The sequence below is a fragment of the Mumia quercus genome (assembly GCF_025506335.1).
In the GTDB taxonomy this organism is placed as follows: Bacteria; Actinomycetota; Actinomycetes; order Propionibacteriales; family Nocardioidaceae; genus Mumia; species Mumia quercus.
Map to the genome: position 1 here is coordinate 269,971 of NZ_JANZYO010000001.1, position 22,142 is coordinate 292,112.

Genomic DNA, 22,142 nt, shown 5'->3' on the forward strand with positions numbered 1-22,142 from the left:
CGTCACGGTCGGTCGGCCGGACCGTCACCCCCACGTGCGTATGATCTGGCGTGAGGTGTCAAAGCGGCAGGAGGATCTGCGGTACATGTCGGAGCCAAGCGAAGGATCAATGACCTCGCGGGCCATCAAGGTCCTCATCGTCGATGAGCGACCCCGGACGACGACCGCGCACGAGGAGATGCTGCGCCGTGTCGTCCAAGAGCTCGAGCGCATCGACGTACGGACGGAGTTCGCGCCGAGCCCCGACGACGCCGTCCTGCGGGTCGCCTCGGACGCCTCCCTGTGCGCGGTCATCGCGGACGCCGGCGGCGACTCCGACGACCACGAGGCCCACGTCGACCCGAACCGGCTCGCCACCTTCCTCGCCGGCGTACGGGCGCGCAACTCCGACCTGCCGGTGTTCGTGATGACCGGGACACGCGGCGCCGACTCCCTCGACACCGCCGTTCTGCGCGAGGTGGACCAGCTGATCTACCTGCTCGACGACACGCCGTCGTGGATCGCCGGCCGCATCCGCAACGCGGCCGAGCGCTACCGCCAGGACGTGCTGCCGCCGATGTTCGGCGCGCTCGTCGAGTACTCCCGCAAGCACGAGTACTCCTGGCACACCCCCGGCCACGAGGGTGGGGCGGCGTTCCTCCGCTCGCCGGCGGGCCGGGCGTTCTGGGAGTTCTTCGGCGAGCAGACGTTCCGCTCCGACCTCTCGGTGTCCGTCCACGAGCTCGGCTCGCTGCTGGACCACTCCGGCCCCATCGGAGAGGCGGAGCGCCGCGCGGCGACGATCTTCGGCGCCGACATGACGTACTTCGTCACCAACGGCACCTCCACGTCCAACCGGGTCCTTCACCAGGCGTCGGTCGTCGCGGGCGACGTCATGGTCCTCGACCGCAACGCACACAAGTCGATCGAGCAGGCGGCGACGCTCACGCACGGACGCCCGGTCTACCTCACGACGACCCGCAACCACCTCGGGATCATCGGCCCGGTGCCGCCGTCGGAGCTGACCCGTGAAGCGGTCGCCGCCAAGCTGGCCGCGTCGCCGTTGGTCGAGGACGCCTCCGCCGACCCGGTGATCGCGATGATCACCAACTCCACGTACGACGGGCTGCTCTACCACGTGCCGACGGTCGAGCGGACCCTCGGCGCGCACATCGACCGGCTGCACTTCGACGAGGCCTGGTACGGGTACGCGGCCTTCCACCCGATCTACGCCGAGCGCTTCGCGATGCACCGCGGCGAGCGTCCGGACGACGCACCGACGACCTTCGCGACCCAGTCGACCCACAAGCTGCTCGCCGCACTGTCCCAGGCTTCGTACCTGCACGTGCGCAACGGCAGGAACCCGGTCGAGCACGACCTGTTCAACGAGGCGTACATGATGCACTCCTCGACCTCGCCGCTCTACGCGATCATCGCGTCGAACGACGTGTCGGCCGCGATGATGGCCGGCCGCGGCGGACCGCTGCTGACCGGGATCTCGATCCAGGAGGCGGTCGCCTTCCGCCGTACGCTCGCCCGCGTCGCCGCCGAGACACCGGACGACGACTGGGCGCTGAGGCCGTGGCAGCCGGAGACGGTGGTCCAGGCCGACGGCTCCAAGGTGCGCTTCGAGGACGCAGACGAAGAGTGGCTCTGCGCGTCGCCGGACCCGTGGCTGCTGCGCCAGGACGAGAGGTGGCACGGCTTCGACCTCCCCGACGCGTACGCGATGCTCGACCCCATCAAGGTCACCGTCGTGACGCCTGGGGTGAACGAGGACGGGACGCTGGCCGACTTCGGCGTGCCTGCGCCGATCCTCTCGGAGTACCTCGAGCAGCAGGCGTCGATCGTCGTCGAGAAGACCCAGTCGTACTCGATCCTGCTGCTGTTCTCGATCGGAGTGACGCGCGGCAAGTGGGGATCGCTGGTGACGACGTTGATGTCGTTCAAGCGCGACCTCGACGCGAACCGTCCGCTCGAGCAGGTGCTGCCGGCGACGTTCGCCCGCGACCCGCGCCGCTACGCGGGCATGGGGCTGCGCGACCTGGCCGACGAGCAGCACGCGACCATCGGTCGTACGAGGATGCTGGCGCTGCAGAGCGAGGCCTTCGGCGCCCACCCCGAGCCCGTGATGACGCCCGCGCAGGCGTACGCGCACGTGGTCCGCGGGACGGTCGACGCGGTGCCGCTCGACGCGCTCGCGGGGCGCACGCTCGCGATCGGTCTCGTGCCGTACCCGCCGGGGATCCCGCTCGTGATGCCCGGTGAGTCGGCGGGACCCGACCACGGGCCGTTCCTCGCCTACCTGCGGGCTCTGGAGGAGTTCGACCGGCGCTTCCCGGGCTTCGAGCACGAGACGCACGGCATCGAGGTCGTGGACGGGACCTACGTGGCGCGCTGCGTGCGCTCAGCGTGACGCGCGCAGTGCAGCGTCCAGGGCGCTCATGAGCTGCGTGGCGCGGCTCCTGCCCACAGGGACTGCGGGATAGCGGCGCAGGACGTCGACGAGCAACGGCGCCGCGCGTGCGCGGGCCTGCTCGATCACCGTCTCCGCGGCCGCGTGGTCGTCGCCCGCCTCGATCTCGGCGATGCGTGCGGCGTTCGCCGCGGCACGCAGGACGTGGCCGACCTGGTGCGCCTTCCTGATCGGGTGCAGGTACGGGGCGGAGGCAGCGTCACCGGCGGCCTGCGCGGCAAGCCGGGCGACCTCGGTCCTTGCCTCGCTCGCCGCCCGGTGCGCGTCCATGGAGGTGGCGCGCTGGAGGCGGGTCCGGCGCGCACCGCCGACGAACTCCCAGGCGGCATCGAGCGCCGCCCGCGGGCGAGGGTCATCGGGGTGCTCGCGCTCGAACACGGGAAGGATCTCGTTGGCGCTGTCGGCGACGAAGCGCGTGACCACGCGCAGCTCGTCGAAGGTCAGAGTGAAGTCACCGGTCACCGTCGTCACGCGCTCGATCCTCTCCGAGCTGGTCCAGCAACGGCAACCTTCGGCAGTTGGGCGAGCCAACTGCCCTTGCGGCCCGCTAGCGTGCTGGCATGAGTCTCACCGTCGCGATGATCACGGTCGACAGCACCGATCCCCTGACCCTGGGGAGGTGGTGGGCCGAGCAGGTCGGCGGCAAGGTCGTCGAGGAGAACGACGGTTGGTTCGTGATCGTGTCGCTTCCCGACGTGCCGGTCCAGCTGGCCTTCCAGAAGGTCGGGCGTCCGACGCCCGGCAAGAATAAGATGCACCTCGACCTCGTCGCGGCCGACCTGGACGCCGAGGTCGCGCGGCTCGAGGCGGCCGGCGCCGACCAGGTGGAGGACCACACCATGGAGTCCGGCTTCCGTTGGGTGACGCTCGCCGATCCCGAGGGCAACTACTTCGACGTCGCACAAGCCGAGTCCTGAGCCGTTGCCTCGCGCCCGTCAGTCCGGCGCGGGGGCGGAGTCGACGACGTCGGTCCGTACGGAGGTGACGAAGGAGGGCTCGCCGGGCGTGAGCCCTCCGAGATCGCCCTCCCGGGCCCACTCGCCGATGTAGCGACCGGTCTGCTTGTCGAACACCATCCGCCAGGACGACGCACGGCTGCTGTAGCCGATCCCTACGCCGATCTTCCCGTCGAGCGTGCGCACGTTCTCCTGCACGTGAACGCCGGGCACCGTGGCAAGCGCCTCGAACAGCCGGGCACGGAACGCTGCGGGAGCCAGGCCGCTTCGGAGTGCCTCGCTGTAGATCTCTCGGACGTTGTACGTGAGCCCTGAGCCGTCGCCGCCGAGCTCCTTGCGGAGCCGTCCGAGCAGAGCGTCGGGGTCGCGGGGGAGCGTCGCGTACCAGTCGGGATCGTACGTCCTGAGGTACGTCCCCGCGCCGCTCCCCGCGTTGCTCCAGCTCGGTCCTCGCCGCGTGCCGTCCGCCTGCCGGTAGACCGCCGCAATCGCGGCGGGGGCGTCCGGCGTGCGCGTACGCTCGCGGAACGTCCAGTCGGCATCGCGGTCGTACGGGACCCAGATCGTGCGGGTCCACCGCTGCTTCCATCGCTCGTTCCGCCGCCCGTCTGTCCACGTCTGCTGCACCAGCGTGATCCGCAGGTACTGACCGGGGCGTACGACCGGGTCCGATTCGGCCAGCGTGGCCTTCGCCGCACGCTCGAGGACCGCTGCGGCAGCCGGTGACACGCCGATCCGCTGGTCCCCGACCTCGACTGTGGTCGCGCCAAGCGTCAGCGCCGCCGCGACGGTGGCCGCGACGAGCCCGATCCGCCACCGCCGACGCCGTCGTACCCGGGCGACGTCGGCGCGCAGGGCCTCAGTCGCCGCCGCACGCCGTACGGCGGCCCGTGCGGCGACGAGGACGTCGTCGCTCGCCGGGAGGACGTGGCCCGCGCGCTCGAGCGCGGTCCAGGGGTCGGCGTCGTCGATGGTCGTCATGACTTTGCTCCTTCGTCGCTGAGCGGTTCCGAGGTCGCGGGCACGGGCGCCGGTACCTGCGCGGCGCACGCCGTACGGATGTGGGTGCGGGCCCGGTGCAGGCGGGAGCGCGCAGTGCCGGGAGCGATCCCGAGTGCCTGCGCCGCCTCCGACGGCGTGAGCTGCTCCCACACGACGAGCAGCAGCACGCCGCGCTCCTCCGGCGTGAGCTGTGCGATGGCGTCGCGGAGGCCCGCCGCCACGCGCATCGCGTCGAGGCGGGCGTCGACCGCGTGCCACTCGTCGAGTGTGTCCTCGGAGAAGCGGTGCACAAGATCGTGACCGCGTCGCTCGCGTCGCAGGTGCGCCAGCATGACGTACCGCGCGATCCCGAAGAGCCAGCCGATCACCCCGCCCTGCCCGGGGTCGTAACGGTGGCGGCCCTCGAAGGCAGCGAGCCAGACCTCGCCGAGCAGATCGTCGGCAGCGCCGGGCACTCGACGGGCGAGGTACGCGTGGATCCGGGCGCCGTAGCGGCCGACGAGCGCCTCGAACGACCGTGGATCGGAAAGGGAGTGCGCCACCAGGTCCGCGTCAGAAATGTCCACGTGCCCACCGATCCGGCCCCACCGTGGGTCCTCAAACACTCCTTGCGCGTACGGCGCGAAGCGTTCGCAACCCTAGAGCCGCAGTCAGTCGGCCGGCATCTTCTCGTCGACGAGCCGCTCGTCGCTGTCCGGACCACCGATGCGGTAGACGGCGCGGCCGAGCATGTGGGCTGCGACAGGTGCCGTGAGCAGCTGGAAGACGGCGACGAGCACCAGCAGGCCGAGGTCGCTCCAGGCCTCCATCCGCAGGCCGATCCCCAGCAGGATGAGGAGGAGGCCGAGCACCTGCGGCTTCGTGGCGGCGTGCATCCGGCTGAACAGGTTGTTGAACCGCGCCACCCCGATGGCGGCGATCAGCGCCAGGAACGCGCCGGTCAGCAGGCAGAACGCGGACGCGATGTCGAGGGCAAGCCTCATCGTGATCCCTCCGTCCCGTCGAGGCGTTCGCTGTCGGACTCGTCCGGCTCGTCGCTCGTCGCGAAGCGGGCGATGCTCACCGAGCCGACCATGCCGACGAGCGAGAGGACGACGAGGATCGGGAGCGTGTCCGTGTGCCGGTTGTAGGCGGCCTCGACGCCGAGACCGCCGACCAGCACCGCGACCAGCACGTCGATCGCGACGGCACGGTTGGGCATCGAGGGACCCAGCGCGGCGCGCACGACCGTGAGGATCGCCGCGATGCCGAGCATCCCGCCGGCGACCCAGGCGACCACCGTCATCCACGTCATCGCGCCCCACCTCCCGGCCTCGGCTGCTCCACTCGGGCGATGTCCTCGGCGTTTCCGAGCGCTCGGACGACGCGCTCCTCCTCGTCCCAGACGCGCTGGCGCGCCGCCTCGACGTCGGCCTCGGTCCGGGTCTCGAGCACGTGGATCTGGAGCGTCCAGGTGCTGCGCGACGCCTCGATCAGGAGGCTGCCGGGCACGAGCGACACGATCTCGGAGGTGAGCATCAGGGCGAGCTCGCTGCGGGTCCGCATCGGGACCACGAGCACCGAGTTCACCGGCTGGTAGCCGGGACGCAGCACGATCCTCGCCACCTGGATGCTCGAGATGACCAGGTCACGGAAGAACGCGTAGAGGAGGATCAGGAGACGGCCCGGGTGCACCCTGCCGTGGAACTCGATCGGAGGCAGCGGGAAGACGCGGATGATCGCGACCGCGACGGCGATGCCGGCGAGGATGTTGCCAGGGGTGAACTCGCCCCAGAGCAGCACCCACACGAGCATGAGCCAGAGGACGACGGGCCACTGGAGCGCGTGACGCGCCTGCGTACGGCGCGAGGACTCAGGACTCATCGGCCCTCCGCCTGGTCGTTGACGACCTTGGAGCCCGGCGCGCTGCCGTCGTCGAGCACGGTCTGGATGTAGGGGTCGCGGTCGCGCAGCTCCTCGGCCGCACGCTCGGTGATCCCGAACAACGGACCGGCCACGAACGTGAGGGCGGTCCCGAAGGCGACCAAGGTCAGCGTCGGGGCGACCATCGCGCGCGGGAGCGAGCGTACGGACGTCACTGCCGTGCTGCTCCACGGCTCGCCCGACTTCGTCCCCGAGCTGGGCACGTACTCGGTGAGCTCGTCGGGCTCCTCCGTACGTGGGCGCCAGAACGCGCGGTTCCACGTCTTGGCCACCGCGTACAGGGTGAGGAGGCTGGTGAGGATCGAGACGCCGACGACGAGGTACGTGAGCCAGCCGGCGCGGTCCACGCCGGCTTCGACGAGCGCGACCTTGCCGAGGAACCCGGAGAACGGCGGGATGCCGGACAGGTTCATCGCGGGAAGGAAGAACATGAGCGCGAGCACCGGGGCCGCCTTCGCGAGGCCGCCGAGGTGCTCCAGCGAGGTCGAACCGCCGCGGATCTCGATCAGGCCGGTCACGAGGAACAGCGTGGTCTGGATGGTGATGTGGTGGACGATGTAGAAGATCGCGCCGGCGAGGCCGAGGTCGGAGGCGACCGCGACGCCGAACACCATGTAGCCGATGTGGCTGACCAGCGTGAAGGACAGCATTCGTTTGATGTCGGACTGCGCGACGGCACCGAGGATGCCGATGAACATCGTCAGCATCGCCGCCCAGAGCAGCAGGTCGGACAGCGGGCTGTCGGGGAAGAGCAGCGTCTGGACGCGCATGATCGCGTAGACGCCGACCTTCGTCAGCAGGCCGGCGAACACCGCGGTGACGGGTGCGGGCGCGGTCGGGTAGGAGTCGGGGAGCCAGGCCGACAGCGGGAACACCGCGGCCTTGATGGAGAAGGCCGTGAGGAGCAGCAGCTGGAGGACGACCCGGACCCCCTCGGGGACCTCCTGCAGCTTGACCGCGAGGTCGGCCATGTTGACCGTGCCCGTGGCCGCGTACACGCCGGCGATCGCGATGAGGAAGACCATCGAGGACAGCACGGACACCACGACGTACGTCGTCCCCGCCCGTACGCGGGGACCGGTCCCGCCCAGCGTGATGAGCACATAGCTCGCGGCGAGGAGCACCTCGAACCCGACGTACAGGTTGAAGAGGTCGCCGGACAGGAACGCGTTGGAGACGCCGGCGGAGAGGACCAGGTAGGTCGGGTAGAACACCGACAGCGGGGTGTCGCGGCCGAACTCGATGATGCCCTGTCCCACGGAGTAGGCGAGGACGCAGAGGGTCACGATCGCCGAGACCAGGAGCAGCAGCGCGGACAGCCGGTCGGCGACCAGGACGATGCCCATCCGGGCCGGCCAGCCCCCGACGTACACGACCTGGGGGCCGTCCTTGTCGGCCGCCCACAGCAGCACCCCCGCGATCGCGACGATGACCGACAGCGTGACGAAGCTGATCACCCGCTGGGCGCGCGCGTTCTGGCCCAGCGCCAAGCAGACGCCCGCGCCGAGGAGCGCGAGCACGACCGGCAGCGGGATCAGGAAGGACATCGCGGAGTCGGCGGTCATCGCTCGACCTCCTCGGTGTCGGCGCCTTCCTCGTCGGGCTCGCCGCCGATGTCGTCCTCGTAGGACTGCGAGGCCTCGTCGAGCTCGGCCAGGCGCATGATCAGGCGGTCCTCCATGTCGTCCTGGACCTCGTCGTGCCCCTGCAGCTGCCACGACCGGTACGCCATGGCGAGAAGGAACGCTGCGACGCCGAGGGTGATGACGATCGCGGTGAGCACCATCGCCTGGGGGAGCGGGTCGCTCATCGGGGACGGGTCGGACTCGTCCACGATCGGTGCGCGACCCGGGGCACCCGAGGCGACGATGAAGATGAGGTTGACGGCGTTGCCGATCAGCAGCGTGCCCACGACGATGCGGGTGAGGCTGCGCTCGAGCAGCAAGGTCACGCCGCAGGCGAACGTGACGCCGATGGCGATGACGAGGACGAGGTTGACGGTCATCGTGCGTCTCCCGTCAACGCCTGGACCTCGGGGTCGGTGTACGAGCCTGGGAGCTCGGGGTCGTCGTCGCCGGTCTCGATGTCGGTGTCGATCCCGCCGCCGAGGCTGCGGAGCACGTCGAGCATGAGGCCGAAGACGACGAGGTAGACGCCGATGTCGAAGAAGAGCGAGGTGACGAGCTTGATGTCGCCGATCGCGAACAGGTGGAACTTCACGATCGCGCTCTGGAGCACCTGCCCGCCGAACAGCAGCGGCGCCAGCGCCGACGCCGTCGCGACCGACAGCCCGAGCCCGAGCACGCGGCCGGCGTCGACGGGCACGGCCAGGTCGAGCTCGTACCGACCGCCGGCGAGGTAGCGGACCATCAGCGCCAGTCCCGCCATCAGGCCGCCCGCGAAGCCGCCGCCGGGGCCGTTGTGGCCGGCGAAGATCAGCCACACCGAGAACAGGATGACGGTGTGGAAGATCAGACGCGTGACGATCTCGAAGACGATCGAGCGGCGCTCGGGGTCGAGGGTCCGGCCGGCACGCAGCCAGCGGCCCGTCGACTGGCCCTCGGGCAGCGTCGTGGTCGGGCTCTGGACGCCACCGCGGCCGGTGATGAGGAAGATCAGCGACGCGACACCGGTCGCGGCGACGACGAGCACCGAGAGCTCGCCCATCGTGTCCCAGGCGCGGATGTCGACGAGCGTCACGTTGACGATGTTGTGGCCGCCCCCGTACTCGACGGCGCCCTCGGCGAAGGCCTCCGAGATCGGGTCGCCGATCCGTACCCCGGCAGCAGCCAGCGAGACCGCCGACGCGAAGAGGCCGGACAGCGCACCGATCCCCACCCGGAGCCAGCGCGCGCGGGTGAGCGGGCGGTCGGAGAAGTACGGAGCCATCCGGCGCAGCACCAGGACGAAGACGACCAGCGTCACCGTCTCCACCAGGACCTGCGTGAGCGCGAGGTCCGGGGCGCCGTGCAGGAGGAAGAGCATCGCCGTGCTGTAGCCCGCGACTCCCGCAAGGAGCACGGCCTTGAGGCGGCGGCGCGAACGGACCGTCAGCACGGCCGCGACGCACAGCAGGGTCGCGACGACGGCCTGCGACGCCGAGTCGAACCACACGACGTCGCCGGTCCAGGTGCGGTTGAGCACGAGTGCCGAACCGGGGACGACCAGGACCACGACGAGGATCGAGCCGAGGTAGAACGGCAGCGAGCCGCGCTGCGTACGACCGGTGACCTCGACGGCGAGCCGGTCGGTGTTGCGCATGACCGCCTCGTACGCCTTCTCGGCCGACGGCATCCACGGTGCGGTGGGGACCAGGCTGCGTCGCTGCTGCCACGCGAAGAGGAGGATGCCGCCGAGGACGGCGACGAGGCTCAGACCGAGAGCGGGCGAGAACCCGTGCCAGAGCGCGAGCTCGGCGTGGTGGTCGCCCTCGGGGAACTGGTGGTCGTACCCCGCCCAGATCTCGGTCAGGCTGCTGCCGAAGAACGCGAGGACGAGCGACGCGGTTGCGAGGAGCGCCGTCGGCGTCGCGAAGCCTGCCGGCACGGGCACGAGGTCGGCGGGCTGGTCGACGCCCGGCTTGTCGCCGAAGACGCCCCAGACGAAGCGCAGCGTGTAGGCCATCGTGAGCAGCGAGCCGAGGACGAGGCCGGCGAGCACGACCGCGCCGGCGACCGGCCCGATGCCCGTCCCGTCGCCGGTCGCGACCACGTCGACGAACGCCGCGTAGACCGACTCCTTCGCGAGGAAGCCCAGCATCGGCGGGATGCCGGCCATCGACGCGGCTGCGAGGACGGTGAACCCGAACAGCCACGGCATCGCCGGGCGCAGGCGCGACAGCTTGCGCAGGTCACGCGTGTGGGCGGAGTGGTCGACGATGCCGACGACCATGAAGAGCGCCGCTTTGAACAGGGCGTGGGCGACGACCATCGCGATCCCGGCAAGCGCGGCCGCGCGGGTGCCGAGGCCCACGACGGCGACGAGGAAGCCGAGCTGGCTCACGGTGCCGTACGCGAGGAGGAGCTTGACGTCGTGCTGGCTGAGCGCGCGCAGACCTCCGATCACCATCGTCAGGACGCCGAGGATCAGCAGCGTCGGCCGCCACAGGGCGACGTCGGCGAACGCGGGCGCCAGCACCGCGACCAGGAAGACGCCGGCTTTGACCATCGCCGCCGCGTGGAGGTAGGCGCTGACGGGTGTCGGTGCTGCCATCGCGCCCGGGAGCCAGAAGTGGAACGGGACGAGCGCGGACTTGCTCAGGGCGCCGACCAGCACGAGGGCGATCGCCGTGGCCGTCGCCGCGCCCGTCGGGGAGAGCGCCATTATGTCGTCGATGCGGTAGGAGTCGGCGTCCTGTCCGAGCATGATGAAGCCGACCAGCATCGCCAGGCCACCGAACGTCGTGACCATCAGCGCGGTCATGGCCGCGCGACGGTTGGCCACGCGCTCGGGGTTGTGGCCGACGAGGATGTACGAGAAGACCGTGGTCAGCTCCCAGAACACGTACAGGAGCAGGACGTCGCGCGAGAGGACGAGCCCGAGCATCGAGCCGGCGAAGGCCGTGAACGTGCCGGAGAAACGCCAGAGCGCGGGGTCGTACGACCGGAAGTACCAGGTGCAGTAGAAGAGGACGAGCGCGCCGACGCCGGTGACGAGGAGCGCGAGGGTCCAGCTCAGGGTGTCGAGCCGCAGGCCGATCTCGAGCCCGATCGTCGGGACCCACTCGTACGTCTCGGTGAGCGTGGTCGCGTCGGGCCCGGTGACCTCCGGCCCTTTGAAGAGGAGCCACACGAAGCTCGCGCCCGGGACGAGCGCGAGGAGGAGGAAGGCGTACCGGTCGACGGCCCGGACGAGGGCAGGCGCGAGCGCTGCGGCGACCAGATGGGCGAGCAGGAGCAGGAGCATCAGGTCGAGATCAGCTCGCCGGACGCTTCTTCACGACACGGTTGTAGACCATGAGGGTGAGGACGGCACCGATGATCGAGCCGATCCACCCTGCGGGGCCGAAGCCCTTGTCTCGGTCCCAGAAGGGGATGAGGCCGAGGACCACCCCGAAGACGACGGAGCCGACCACGCCGAGCAGCAGCGTCTGGGCGAGCGACATCGCGTCCTTGCCGGGGACGATGGCGCGGGCGATGAACCCTGCGACCAGGCCGATCACCAGGAACCCGATGATGCTGACAATGAATCCCATCTGACCCCGCCTCCTTCGCCTCAGGGGCATTCTAGAGGTTGGGACCACACGCCGAGCGGCCTGCCTCGGGCGCTGGTGCCGCTCACAGAGAGGTCACAGCATCTCCTCAGGCGGATCGGAGCCAGATCCCCCATGGTGGATCGTGATGACCGAAAAGCGCGCTCCCGACCGGCTGCTCGTCGTCGACGACGACGCGAGCATCCTCGACCTGCTCGCCTCCAGCCTGCGTTTCGCCGGGTTCGAGGTCGTCACCGCGACCGACGGGCGTACGGCGCTGGAGCAGGCGACGACCGACCCGACGCTCGATCTCATCGTGCTCGACGTGATGATGCCGGGGATCGACGGGTTCGAGGTCGTGACCCGTCTGCGCCGCGAGCACCGCGACATCCCGGTGATCTTTCTCACCGCCCGCGACGCCCCCGCCGACCGCGTGAACGGCCTGACCGCAGGCGGTGACGACTACCTGGTGAAGCCGTTCAGCCTCGACGAGCTCGTCGCTCGCGTCCATGCGGTGCTCCGGCGGACGCGGCGGACCCGCGAGGACGGGACGGTCCTGCGCTTCGCCGACATCGAGATGGACACCGACAGCCACGAGGTCCGCAAGGACGGCGCGGTCGTCGACCTCTCGCCGACCGAGTTCAAGCTGTTGCGCTACTTCCTGCTCAACAGCGGTCGCGTGCTGAGCAAGCAGCAGATCCTCGACCACGTCTGGAACTACGACTTCGGCGGGGACGGCAACGTCGTCGAGACCTACGTGTCGTACCTGCGCCGCAAGGTCGACACCACCGAGCCGCGCCTGCTCCACACGGTGCGCGGCGTCGGGTACGTGCTGCGTCGGCCGCGATGACGCGCCGGCCCGCGCTCCTGCGCCGATGGCGCGCCGTCCCGCTGCGGGTCCAGCTGGTGGCGCTCGCCGTCGCGATGGTGCTGCTCGCCCTGGTGCTGAGCGCGGTCGCGACCAACGTCGTCCTCGAGCGTTCGCTCGTGGACCGCGCCGACACCGAGCTCGTGAGCCAGGGTCGGGGGTTCGCCGACCGCCCGCCGCCGCGACGGATGATCGAGGACGACCGCGGCGCGCTGCCGTCGCGATTCTTCGTCCAGCGCTTCGCCTCCGACGGGACGCCTGTCGACCCGCAGGTCGACCCGCGTCTGGACAGCGAGGACTACCCCGACCTCCCTGACCCGGCGACGGACGACGTCGCGTTCGGCGAGCCGTTCACCGTCGCGGCGGTCGACGGCAGGCCGCAGTGGCGGGTCGTGTTCTTCGACGGCTCAGGTGGGAGCGCCGTCGCGATCGCCGTCGACCTCAGCGACGTGACAGCCACCCTGGAACGCCTCCGGTGGATCGAGCTGGCGATCGCCGTGGCGGTCCTCGTCGCGGTGGCCGCCATCAGCTCCTGGCTCGTCGCTCGGAGCCTGCGCCCGCTCGTACGGGTGGAGCGCACCGCCGAGGCGATCGCGGGCGGCGACCTCACCGCCCGCGTACCGGTGGAGTCCGATCCGCGTACGGAGGTCGGAGCGCTGGCGTCGTCGCTCAACACGATGCTCGGGCACATCGAGCGGGCGGTGGAGGACCGCGAGCACGAAGCCGTACGCGCGGCCGAGGAGGCGCGCAAGGCGGAGGAGTCGGAGCGCCGGATGCGACGCTTCGTCGCCGACGCGAGCCACGAGCTGCGGACCCCGCTGACGTCGATCCGGGGGTTCGCGGAGCTCTACGCCCAGGGGGCGGCGACCGACGAGCAGACCACCGACCGCTTCATGGCACGCATCCGGCAGGAGGCCGACCGCATGGGCGTGCTCGTCGAGGACCTGCTCCTGCTCGCCCGGCTCGATCAGGAGCGGCCGCTGCGCCGCGACCCCGTCGACCTGCGGGCCCTGGCACGGGACGCGGTCGAGGACGCGCGCGCGGTGCAGCCGGAGCGGAGCGTCGTCGCGCCGTCGGCCGGGCCCCCGGTCGTCGTCGAGGGCGACGAGGCACGGCTGCGGCAGGTGCTGGGCAACCTCGTCGGCAACGCGCTGGTCCACACGCCGACCGACGCCGAGGTGCGGGTCGACGTCCAGCCCGAGGGCGACCAGGCGGTGCTGACCGTCGCCGACGACGGTCCGGGGCTCGACGAGGAGTCCGCGGCGCATGCGTTCGAGCGCTTCTACCGCGCGGACGGGGCCCGCAGCCGGGAGGCCGGGGGCTCGGGACTCGGGCTCGCGATCGTGTCGGCCCTCGTGGCCGGGCACGGCGGCCGGGTCGCGCTCGACACCGCCCCGGGGCACGGGGCAACCTTCACCGTCCGCCTCCCGCTCGCGCGCTGACCGCTCGCGCGTCGGTGCCTCCGTGGTCACCGCGCGCGACCACGTGACTACTGGCGCACCAACGCGGCGGGCGGGGGTTCACAGGAAGCTCCAAGGTGTGGCCCAGGGGCTTGTGAAGTCGCGGCGCGATCGTCGAAGACATGAACGAGACAGCTCCCGTGATCGACGTCGTGGTCCCGGTGCTCGACGAAGCACACGTCCTCGAGCAGAGCATCCGGCGGCTGCGGACGTACCTCGACCTCGAGGTGCCGTACGCCACCCGGGTCGTGATCGCCGACAACGGCAGCACCGACGGCACGGCGGAGGTCGCTGAGCGTCTCGAGGCGACGCTGAGCGGCGTCACGCTCGTCCGCATCCCGGAGCGCGGCCGCGGTCGCGCCCTCACCGCCGTCTGGTCGCGCAGCGACGCGACCGTCGTCGCCTACATGGACGTCGATCTGTCGACCGACCTCGGCGCCCTGATGCCGCTGGTCGCGCCGCTGCTGTCCGGCCACTCCGACGTAGCGATCGGGACGCGGCTGCGCCGGGACTCCCGGGTCGTTCGCGGGGTGAAGCGCGAGATCCTCTCCCGCGGCTACAACACCCTGCTGCGGGTCGCTCTCGGGGCACGGTTCAGCGACGCGCAGTGCGGCTTCAAGGCCGCACGCACCGACGTCGCCCAGGCGCTGCTCCCGTACGTCGAGGACACCGGCTGGTTCTTCGACACCGAGCTGCTCGTCCTCGCCGAGCGTGCGGGCCTGCGGATCGCCGAGGTCCCCGTCGACTGGGTCGACGACCCCGACAGCCGGGTCGCGATCGCCTCCACGATCCGCGACGACCTCCGGGGCATCGCCCGGATGGCCCGCGGCCTGACGACGGGGGCGCTCGACCTCGAGCCCGTACGCCGCCTCTTCGCGCGCCCGCCGGTGAGCACGCCGCTGGGCATCCGGATGATCCGGTTCGGCATGGTCGGAGTGGTCAGCACGCTCGCGTACGCGGTGCTCTTCCTGCTGGCTCGCGAGGTGGCTCCCGCGCAGGCGGCGAACCTGTTCGCCCTCGTGACGACGGCGCTCGCGAACACCGCGATGAACCGCCGCTTCACCTACCAGGTCACGGGGACCCGGCGCCGCGCGCGCCACCACGTCCAGGGCCTGGTCGCGTTCGGGTGCGGCTGGGCGTTGACGGCCTCGGCGCTCGCGCTGACCGCGGACCTCGGCCACACACCCCTGATGGAGGTCGGCGTCCTCACCCTCGCCAACGTGCTGGCGACCGTCCTGCGCTTCGTGCTGCTCGACCGCTGGGTCTTCCGCGGCGCCCACGAGGCATCCCCTGTCCACGACCTCGCTGCGCGGCCGTCCGCGCACCCGGTCACCTCCAGCCCCGCCGTCGCGGCGGACGAGAGGAGCATCGCGTGAGCACCGTCGTCCACGACGTCCCGGCCGCCGAGGTGCGACGCGGCTGGTGGACGCGCGAACGCGTCCTGCTGGTCGCCCTGCTGGCGGCGACCGGGGTCGCCTACCTGTGGAACCTGTCGGTCAACGGCTACGCGAACGAGTACTACGCCATGGCCGTCCAGGCAGGGGCCCAGGACTGGAAGGCGTGGTTCTTCGGCGCGCTCGACGCCGCCAACGGCATCACCGTCGACAAGACCCCGGCCTCGCTGTGGCTGATGGGCCTCTCGGCGCGCGTCTTCGGGTTCAGCGCGTTCAGCATGCTGCTCCCGCAGGCGCTGCTGGGGGTCGCCAGCGTCGGTGTCCTGTACGCGGCGGTGCGCCGGTGGTTCTCCTCGTCGGCCGCGCTGATCGCCGGTGCCGTCCTGGCGACGACCCCGATCGCCGCGCTCATGTTCCGCTACAACAACCCCGACGCCCTCCTGGTCTTCCTCATGGTCGCCGCCGCCTGGGCGGTGACCCGGGCGATCGACGCCAAGAAGGCGCTGCGGTGGCTGGTACTGGCAGGGCTGCTCATCGGCCTGGCGTTCCTCACCAAGATGCTGCAGGCGTTCCTGGTGCTGCCCGCGCTCGCGCTGGCGTACGGGATCGCGGGGTCGGCGCGGCTGCGGACGCGGCTGCTGCACCTCGTCGCCGCAGCGGGAGCCGTCGTCGTCGGCGCCGGCTGGTGGGTGCTCGTCGCCGAGCTGTGGCCGGCGGCGTCGCGCCCGTACATCGGGGGGTCGACGACGAACAGCATCCTCCAGCTGGCCCTCGGCTACAACGGTCTGGGTCGCCTCAACGGCGACGAGGTCGGATCAGTCGGCGGCGGCGGCCAGGGCGGCGGCATGTGGGGCACCCCCGGGCTCGGTCGCCTCTTCAGCTCCGAGATGCAGACTCAGGCGAGCTGGCTGCTGCCGGCGGCGCTGGTCGCGCTCGTCGTCCTCGTGGCGTGGTCGTGGCTCGCGGCGCGCACCGACCGGACGCGCGCCTTCGCGATCGTCTGGGGCGGGTGGCTGCTGGTCACCGGGCTGACGTTCAGCCTGATGCAGGGCATCATCCACAGCTACTACACGGTGGCCCTCGCGCCCGCGATCGCGGCGCTGGTCGGCGTGGGAGCGGTCGCGCTGTGGCGCCGCCGTACGGCGCTGGTGCCGCGCGCGGTCCTGGCGGGGACGGTCGTCCTCACCGGCCTCTGGCAGTGGCGGCTGCTGGCTGAGACCCCGACCTTCGTGCCCTGGCTGCGCTGGGTGGTCGTCCTGGCCGCGGTCGCTGCGGGGGTGCTGCTGCTCCTCGCGCCGGAGCTTCCGGACCTCGGCGACGGCGCTCGCGCGCTCGCGGTCGTCACCGCGACCCTGATCGGGGTCGCCGCCCTCGCCGCCCCCGCAGCGTCTGCCGCCGCGACGATCGGGTCCGCGCACACCGGGTCGATCGTGTCGGCCGGACCGACGACCGGCGGCGGCCCCGGCGGCCCCGGCGGCCCCGGCGGCGCGCCGGGGGCGCCGCCGGGCGGAGGCCAGGGCGGACCCGGTGGCGGTGCGAGCTTCCTCGGCGGAGGCGGCACCTCGGGGGTGAGCGACGAGCTCGTGGACCTGCTGCAGGCAAGCGACACCCGGTGGGCCGCGGCTGCGCAGACTGCCAACGGCGCGGCACCGCTCCAGCTCGCCTCCGGTGAGCCCGTGCTCGCGATCGGCGGGTTCAACGGCACCGACGACTTCCCGACGCTCGCCCAGTTCCAGGAGTGGGTGGCCGAGGGGCAGATCGGCTACTACGTGGCCGGCACCGGGCACGGCGGAGGCCGTAACTCCGCCATCGATGACTGGGTGAGCGAGAGCTTCACCCCCCAGACCGTGGGCGGGACCACCGTCTACGACCTCACCGGTCGGAGCTGACCGGCGAGGACCCCACCACCCTCACGAAAGAGAGAGACACAGATGAACGACCAGACCCCCCGTACGCCGGAGACCCCGGAGACCCCGGAGGCCCCGGGCACCGCGCCCGCGCGCGGTTGGCGCGGCCTGGAGAACAAGACCCGGATCGGTGCCATCGCCGCCGGTGTGGCGCTCTGCGGGTTCGGCTTCCTCGGCGGGATCGCGGTCGGCAGCGCTTCTGCTGACGACGGCGGTGTCGACGGCGGGCCCGGCAACGCGCCCGGGATGGGACAGTTCCCGGGTGGGCAGGACGGCCAGGGCGACGGGAGCCAGGGCTACGGCCAGGACCGCCAGGACCAGGGCGACAAGCAGTTCCCCGGCCACCAGGACGGACAGCGCGGCCCGGGCGGCATGGGCATGCCCGACCGCCAGGACGGGCAGGGCCCGGACTGCGATGACCAGAACCGGCAGGGGCCGGACGGGAACGCGCCGCAGGCTCCGTCAGACGGAGCCGACAGCGCGTCGTCGACGAACGGCCTGACGGCGTTGGTCGGCTGACGTCGTGCGGCGGACGAACCGCCCTACCTCACGAGTCGCCTCGCGCGCCTCGGGCACGAGGTCGACGGCGACCTGGAAGACGTGCACCTGCTTCTCCCAGATCTGCAGCTCGACCTCCACGTCCGACCGTGCGAGGCGACTCGCCATGAGCTCGGCGTCGGGAAGGACGAGCTCGTCGGAGCCGACCTGGATGAGCGTCGGCGGTAGCCCGCGGAGGTCGGCGTCGACGAGCGACGACGCCGGCTGCAGAAGATCGGGGAGCAGCTCGCTCTCGACGAGGTCGACCAGCCGCAGGAACCCGCGCCACGCCGACCTCGGGAAGAGCGCGCACGACGGACGCCCGGGCTGGTCGAGCTTGCGCTCGGGGTCGAGATCGGTGAGCGGAGACATCGCGACCAGACCGGCTGGCGCCTCCAGACCGGCGCCGAGGATCGCGAGCGTCACGGCGAACGCGAGATAGCCGCCCGCAGAGTCGCCGGCGACGACGATCCGCTCGGGCGGGTAGCCCTGCTCGAGCAGCCAGCGGTACCCCGCGAGGCCGTCTTCGACCGCGCTGCTCACGGGGTGCTCGGGCATCATGCGGTAGCCGACGTTGAGCACCGTGCAGCCGCTGGTCGCCGACAGCCGGGCGGCCAGCCCGCGGTGGGTGTTGAGCCCGCCGACGAGGAACGCGCCTCCGTGGAGGTACAGCATCGCGTGGGTGTCCGTGTGCGCTGCGGATCGGGCGCGGATCAGCTCCGCGTCGCAGTCGGGAAGGGTGACCGGCTCGACCGTCGCGTGCCGTGGTGCGGGGAGCAGTCCGGCGACGCTCTCGAGGAGTCCGGTCGGCCACGGGGCGCCCGGGGCGTACGACCAGACCGAGAGGGCCGGCTTCACGCTCACCCGGAGCGCGTTCGACAGCAGTGCCGCGCGCTTGCTGTGGCGGGGCTTGTCCACCACCCGCAGCTTGTCACCGGCGAGCGAGACGACCTGCGGGGCAGCGGCGCCCTTCGTCCGACCCATCGTTCGCCCTTCCCGAGAGAGCGGGACACGACTCGTCGTGTGTCGCGCGTCACATCGTTGTTAACAGATGTTACCGGCCCGTCCGGTCATCAACCGGTCGAAGCCGTGGATCGGTGCCATCCTGGGGCCATGGCGACCTCCGAGAGTGGTGGTGCGAAGTCTCCGCAGGCTTCCGGGCACCGGGCGAGCACAGCCGACGGGTGGAAGTCGTACGGCCGGCGCATGCTGCACAACGTCGTCGTGCTCCTGGCCGTCGCCGTGGTCGTGGTGCTCATCGGCTACCTGCTGGCCGCCTTCGTCCCACGCTGGTGGGCGCAGTGGATCGGACGACGGGTCGACGGCAGCCTGACTGCGGGGACGGTGTGGGGCCTGTTCCTCGGCATCGTCTTCACCTTCCTTCCCCTGCTGGTCGCCTGGCAGGCGATCGCGCGCCACTGGGTGAAGGGCTACTGGAAGGGCGTCGTCGTCGCCCTCGCGGTGGTGCTCGCGCTGCCCAACCTGATGACGCTGTCGATCGTCGTCGGGACGAGCAAGGGGGCGCACGCGGGCGAACGCATTCTCGACGTCGACGGCCCGGGGTTCCGCGCGTCTTCGCTGTGGGGCGCGATCATCGGCGCGCTCCTCTTCTTCGGCCTCGTGTGGCTGAGCAGCGCCAACCGGGCTCGCGGGCGGCGCGTGCGCGACCTCAAGACCGAGATCGACAACCGCGACCGGGCCGAGCAGGACCGCTCGCAGGGACGCGAGTCCGCCTCCTGACCGACACCCTCAGCCGCGCACGCGGGCCACGATCTCGTCGGCCACCACGTCGGGGCACTCCTCAGGGAGCCAGTGCGACGCGTCCGGGAGAGGCACGAACCGGTACTCGGCATGGACGTGCTCGCCGCAGCGACGAGCACCTGCTGCACCGAGTGCCCAGTCCTCACCGCCCCACAGGTAGGTGGTCGGCACCGTCACGGTGGGCGTGGCATCGAGGTCACGGCTCATCGCGCGGTACCACGACAGCGCTGCGGTCAACGCCCCCGGCGCCTGCATCGCGGCGACGTACGAGGCGGCGCGCGCCTCGGGCACCTTCCCTCCGTACATCGCCGTGAGCCGACGTCCGTCGTCGGCGAGCAGCACGTCCTCCGCCTTGCCGGCCGTCCGCATGAGCCCGATGTAGGAGGCGCGCTCCTTCTGGTCCTCGTCGTGCACCAGCGCCCAGCCGTACGCGGCCAGGTGCGGGACGGACAGGGCGACCAGGGTGCGGACCCGCTCCGGGTGGTGCGCCGCGACCGCCCACGCCACCGCGGCGCCCCAGTCGTGCCCGACCACGTGCGCGGAGTCGAACCCGAGCGCGTCCATCAGACCTGTCACGTCCTCGACGAGTCGCGGCACCGCGTACGACGCGACGTCGTCGGGGCGCGCTCGCGGGGAGTACCCGCGCTGGTCGGGAGCGATCACCCGCAACCCGGCGTCGGCGAGTGCGGGCGCGACGTCCAGCCACGAGTCCGACGTCTGCGGGAAGCCGTGGAGCAGGATCACCGGCTCGCCGTCGGCGGGACCCGCGACCCCGACGTCGAAGACCAGGTCGCCGACCTGGACCTCCTGCCGCTGCGGCCAGGCCTCGTACCCGCTCATGCGTCCAGCACGACCGACGCCTCGTCGGTCAGGGGGAGGAAGGCGAACGACTCCTGCAGGTAGAGCGTGACCGACTCGTCGTCGTGGTGGAGGTAGCCGAGCGAGGTGTCCTGGCCCAGGTGGAGGTCGTAGTCACCGCCACGCGTGGACAGCAGCACCGCACCCGAGATGGCCGGAGCCCAGACGATGTTGCCGTCGAGCAGGCGCGAGAGCTGCTGGTGGATCGGGTAGCCGTGGTCGGTGGTCTCGTTCACCAGGGTGTAGGCATCGGCGCTGAGCAGCAGGGCGTACGGCCCCTCGACGCCGACGAGTCGCAGCTGGCTCAGCGCGCGGGCGACGACGTCGGGGTAGTCGACCGCGTCCGCCGGGAGGGCCAACCGCGGGTTGCTGGAGGACTCGGCGATCCCGCGGATGCCGACGTCGCCGAGCCCGTGGAAGAGCGCCCCGTCCTCGGCGAAGGCCAGGGCGCGCGCGGCGTCCTTCACCGGCTGCCAGTCGGAGTCGTTCGAGCCGCGCTCGACGTCGTCGACGTCCTCACGGCTCAGGTCGAACGTGACCCGCAGCTCGGCCACCGGCGCCACCTCGCGGCGCCGGACCTCCACGCCGTTCGGGCGCACGGCCGGCGCGCTGCGATGACCCGTCGACAGCCCGGCGAACTGCACCCCCTGGGGGTCGTGGACGTCGACGACCCGACGGCCGGCGAGGTTGCGACGGAACGTACGGCTCGCCTCCTCCTCGATCTGGGCCCACGCCGCGTCGGAGACGGGCGCGAGGGAGCGGTGCAGGTTGTTCATCGGTCGTACTCTCCTCGGAGGCTGCCGACGCTCAACGAGCCGTCGGAGGGGCTGGTGTCGTCGGACGGGGGCTCAGGGGTCGTGTCGCGGCCGGCCGCGCTCGGGAGGTCGCCGAGCATCGCGAGCGTCGCCGACGACGGGACGAAGAAGAGGCAGCCGCTGGTCGCCGTCGAGAAGTCCAGGATGCGGTCGACGTTGCCGGGCGGGTTGCCGACGAACATGTTCTGGAGCATGAGTTCCGTCGTCTCGGGGCTCTTCGCGTAACCGATGAAGTAGGTGCCGACCTCGCCTGCCGCGTAGCTCCCGAACGCCATGTTGAAGCGCACGATGTCGAGCTCGTTGCCGTCGTCGTCGGTGACGGTGTTGAGGGAGACGTGGGAGTCGGCCGGCATCACCGCGTCGTCGAGTTCGACGTCGTCGATCTTCGTACGGCCGATGACGCGTTCCTGCTCCTCCGTCGACAACCGCTGCCAGGCGGCGAGGTCGTGGGTGTAGCGCTGGGTGATGACGTAGCTGCCGCCGAGGAAGTCGGGCTCGGCGTCGATGTACGCCGCCTCGCCGAGCTCGTCGCCGGTGGGGTTCTCGGTGCCGTCGACGAAGCCGAGGAGGTCGCGGGCGTCGAAGTAGCGGAACCCTGCGGTGTCGTCGACGACACGTACGGCGTCGCCGAGGCGTTCGAGGATCAGCCGCTCGAGCTCGAAGCACATGTCGTGGCGCGCCGAGCGGATGTGGAAGAGCAGGTCGCCGGGCGTGCTCGGGGCGTCGTGACGGTAGCCCTCGATCGGGACGAACGGGTGGAGGTGAGCCGGGCGTACGGGCGCGCCGAAGCGGTCCCAGGCGTCGGAGCCGATGCCGACCACGCAGGTCAGCCCGTCGTGCAGGCTGCGGAACCCGACGGAGCGTACGAGGCCGCCGATGTCGGCGATCGCCGTGCGTGCGGTGTCGGCAGCCGCGGCCCCGTCCTCGATCGTGACGACGAGGAACACGGCGTGCTCGGTCAGCGGAGCGGTGACGGCCTGCGGCTCGGGGAAGCGGGAGACGCTGGTCACGCAGA

At 71.4% G+C, this 22,142-nt stretch carries 22 protein-coding genes; 8 read left to right on the forward strand and 14 right to left on the reverse strand.

What is annotated here, in order from left to right; all coding sequences use genetic code 11:
- Nucleotides 1-109 precede the first annotated feature (109 nt).
- Nucleotides 110-2,395, forward strand: a complete 2,286-nt coding sequence (locus NYZ95_RS01280) for an Orn/Lys/Arg family decarboxylase (RefSeq protein WP_262847927.1) — start codon at nucleotides 110-112, stop codon at nucleotides 2,393-2,395.
- On the opposite strand, the gene NYZ95_RS01285 is transcribed toward NYZ95_RS01280, so the two are convergent.
- Complete coding sequence (locus NYZ95_RS01285; RefSeq protein WP_262847929.1) at nucleotides 2,387-2,926, reverse strand: putative immunity protein; 540 nt, start codon at nucleotides 2,924-2,926, stop codon at nucleotides 2,387-2,389. The genes NYZ95_RS01280 and NYZ95_RS01285 overlap by 9 nt on opposite strands.
- 89 nt (nucleotides 2,927-3,015) lie before the next feature.
- Between NYZ95_RS01285 and NYZ95_RS01290 the strand changes: the two genes are divergently transcribed.
- Nucleotides 3,016-3,372: a VOC family protein gene (locus tag NYZ95_RS01290; protein ID WP_262847931.1), complete on the forward strand. Its 357-nt coding sequence runs from the start codon at nucleotides 3,016-3,018 to the stop codon at nucleotides 3,370-3,372.
- Between the two features lie 18 nt (nucleotides 3,373-3,390).
- On the opposite strand, the gene NYZ95_RS01295 is transcribed toward NYZ95_RS01290, so the two are convergent.
- From NYZ95_RS01295 to NYZ95_RS01335, 9 genes are all read right to left on the reverse strand, one after another.
- Nucleotides 3,391-4,392, reverse strand: a complete 1,002-nt coding sequence (locus NYZ95_RS01295; RefSeq protein ID WP_262847933.1) for a CU044_5270 family protein — start codon at nucleotides 4,390-4,392, stop codon at nucleotides 3,391-3,393.
- Nucleotides 4,389-4,979 (reverse strand): RNA polymerase sigma factor, encoded by a 591-nt coding sequence (locus NYZ95_RS01300; RefSeq protein WP_262847934.1) that lies wholly within the window; start codon nucleotides 4,977-4,979, stop codon nucleotides 4,389-4,391. The genes NYZ95_RS01295 and NYZ95_RS01300 overlap by 4 nt, the downstream gene beginning before the upstream one ends.
- 84 nt (nucleotides 4,980-5,063) lie before the next feature.
- Complete coding sequence (gene mnhG / locus NYZ95_RS01305; RefSeq protein WP_262847936.1) at nucleotides 5,064-5,396, reverse strand: monovalent cation/H(+) antiporter subunit G; 333 nt, start codon at nucleotides 5,394-5,396, stop codon at nucleotides 5,064-5,066.
- Nucleotides 5,393-5,707: a monovalent cation/H+ antiporter complex subunit F gene (locus NYZ95_RS01310; protein WP_262847938.1), complete on the reverse strand. Its 315-nt coding sequence runs from the start codon at nucleotides 5,705-5,707 to the stop codon at nucleotides 5,393-5,395. The genes mnhG and NYZ95_RS01310 overlap by 4 nt, the downstream gene beginning before the upstream one ends.
- Nucleotides 5,704-6,276: a Na+/H+ antiporter subunit E gene (locus tag NYZ95_RS01315; protein ID WP_262847940.1), complete on the reverse strand. Its 573-nt coding sequence runs from the start codon at nucleotides 6,274-6,276 to the stop codon at nucleotides 5,704-5,706. The genes NYZ95_RS01310 and NYZ95_RS01315 overlap by 4 nt, the downstream gene beginning before the upstream one ends.
- On the reverse strand, nucleotides 6,273-7,901 hold the full coding sequence (locus tag NYZ95_RS01320) for a Na+/H+ antiporter subunit D (RefSeq protein ID WP_262847942.1): 1,629 nt from the start codon (nucleotides 7,899-7,901) through the stop codon (nucleotides 6,273-6,275). The genes NYZ95_RS01315 and NYZ95_RS01320 overlap by 4 nt, the downstream gene beginning before the upstream one ends.
- Nucleotides 7,898-8,341 carry a Na(+)/H(+) antiporter subunit C gene (locus NYZ95_RS01325; RefSeq protein WP_262847944.1) on the reverse strand — a complete coding sequence of 148 codons (444 nt, stop codon included), beginning with the start codon at nucleotides 8,339-8,341 and terminating at the stop codon, nucleotides 7,898-7,900. Before NYZ95_RS01325 ends, NYZ95_RS01320 begins: the two co-directional genes overlap by 4 nt.
- Nucleotides 8,338-11,241, reverse strand: a complete 2,904-nt coding sequence (locus tag NYZ95_RS01330) for a Na+/H+ antiporter subunit A (protein WP_262847946.1) — start codon at nucleotides 11,239-11,241, stop codon at nucleotides 8,338-8,340. The genes NYZ95_RS01325 and NYZ95_RS01330 overlap by 4 nt, the downstream gene beginning before the upstream one ends.
- 10 nt (nucleotides 11,242-11,251) lie before the next feature.
- On the reverse strand, nucleotides 11,252-11,530 hold the full coding sequence (locus NYZ95_RS01335) for a GlsB/YeaQ/YmgE family stress response membrane protein (protein WP_262847948.1): 279 nt from the start codon (nucleotides 11,528-11,530) through the stop codon (nucleotides 11,252-11,254).
- A 145-nt stretch (nucleotides 11,531-11,675) separates the two neighbouring features.
- On the opposite strand from NYZ95_RS01335, the gene NYZ95_RS01340 reads away from it, so the two are divergent.
- From NYZ95_RS01340 to NYZ95_RS01360, 5 genes are all read left to right on the forward strand, one after another.
- Nucleotides 11,676-12,377, forward strand: a complete 702-nt coding sequence (locus NYZ95_RS01340; RefSeq protein ID WP_262847950.1) for a response regulator transcription factor — start codon at nucleotides 11,676-11,678, stop codon at nucleotides 12,375-12,377.
- Nucleotides 12,374-13,837: a sensor histidine kinase gene (locus NYZ95_RS01345; RefSeq protein WP_262847952.1), complete on the forward strand. Its 1,464-nt coding sequence runs from the start codon at nucleotides 12,374-12,376 to the stop codon at nucleotides 13,835-13,837. Before NYZ95_RS01340 ends, NYZ95_RS01345 begins: the two co-directional genes overlap by 4 nt.
- Nucleotides 13,838-13,977: 140 nt before the next feature.
- Nucleotides 13,978-15,231 carry a bifunctional glycosyltransferase family 2/GtrA family protein gene (locus NYZ95_RS01350; RefSeq protein ID WP_262847954.1) on the forward strand — a complete coding sequence of 418 codons (1,254 nt, stop codon included), beginning with the start codon at nucleotides 13,978-13,980 and terminating at the stop codon, nucleotides 15,229-15,231.
- Nucleotides 15,228-17,138: an ArnT family glycosyltransferase gene (locus NYZ95_RS01355; RefSeq protein ID WP_262847956.1), complete on the forward strand. Its 1,911-nt coding sequence runs from the start codon at nucleotides 15,228-15,230 to the stop codon at nucleotides 17,136-17,138. The genes NYZ95_RS01350 and NYZ95_RS01355 overlap by 4 nt, the downstream gene beginning before the upstream one ends.
- Before the next feature lie 42 nt (nucleotides 17,139-17,180).
- Entirely contained in the window at nucleotides 17,181-17,675 is a 495-nt protein-coding gene (locus NYZ95_RS01360; protein WP_262847957.1) for a hypothetical protein, read from the forward strand.
- Here the strand turns inward: NYZ95_RS01360 and NYZ95_RS01365 are convergent.
- Nucleotides 17,619-18,677: an alpha/beta hydrolase gene (locus tag NYZ95_RS01365; protein WP_262847959.1), complete on the reverse strand. Its 1,059-nt coding sequence runs from the start codon at nucleotides 18,675-18,677 to the stop codon at nucleotides 17,619-17,621. The two genes, NYZ95_RS01360 and NYZ95_RS01365, sit on opposite strands and share 57 nt — an antisense overlap.
- A 129-nt stretch (nucleotides 18,678-18,806) precedes the next feature.
- Here NYZ95_RS01365 and NYZ95_RS01370 point away from each other — a divergent pair, with 129 nt between their 5' ends.
- On the forward strand, nucleotides 18,807-19,433 hold the full coding sequence (locus tag NYZ95_RS01370) for a hypothetical protein (RefSeq protein ID WP_262847961.1): 627 nt from the start codon (nucleotides 18,807-18,809) through the stop codon (nucleotides 19,431-19,433).
- 9 nt (nucleotides 19,434-19,442) lie between these two features.
- Here NYZ95_RS01370 and NYZ95_RS01375 read toward each other — a convergent pair whose 3' ends face one another.
- The 3 genes from NYZ95_RS01375 to NYZ95_RS01385 are packed head-to-tail and all read right to left on the reverse strand — an operon-like array spanning nucleotide 19,443 to nucleotide 22,137.
- A complete protein-coding gene (locus tag NYZ95_RS01375; RefSeq protein ID WP_262847963.1) occupies nucleotides 19,443-20,294 on the reverse strand; it encodes an alpha/beta fold hydrolase in 852 nt (283 codons plus the stop codon).
- Nucleotides 20,291-21,088 (reverse strand): family 1 encapsulin nanocompartment shell protein, encoded by a 798-nt coding sequence (locus NYZ95_RS01380; protein WP_262847965.1) that lies wholly within the window; start codon nucleotides 21,086-21,088, stop codon nucleotides 20,291-20,293. The genes NYZ95_RS01375 and NYZ95_RS01380 overlap by 4 nt, the downstream gene beginning before the upstream one ends.
- Nucleotides 21,085-22,137: a Dyp-type peroxidase gene (locus NYZ95_RS01385; RefSeq protein WP_262847967.1), complete on the reverse strand. Its 1,053-nt coding sequence runs from the start codon at nucleotides 22,135-22,137 to the stop codon at nucleotides 21,085-21,087. The genes NYZ95_RS01380 and NYZ95_RS01385 overlap by 4 nt, the downstream gene beginning before the upstream one ends.
- Nucleotides 22,138-22,142 lie beyond the last annotated feature (5 nt).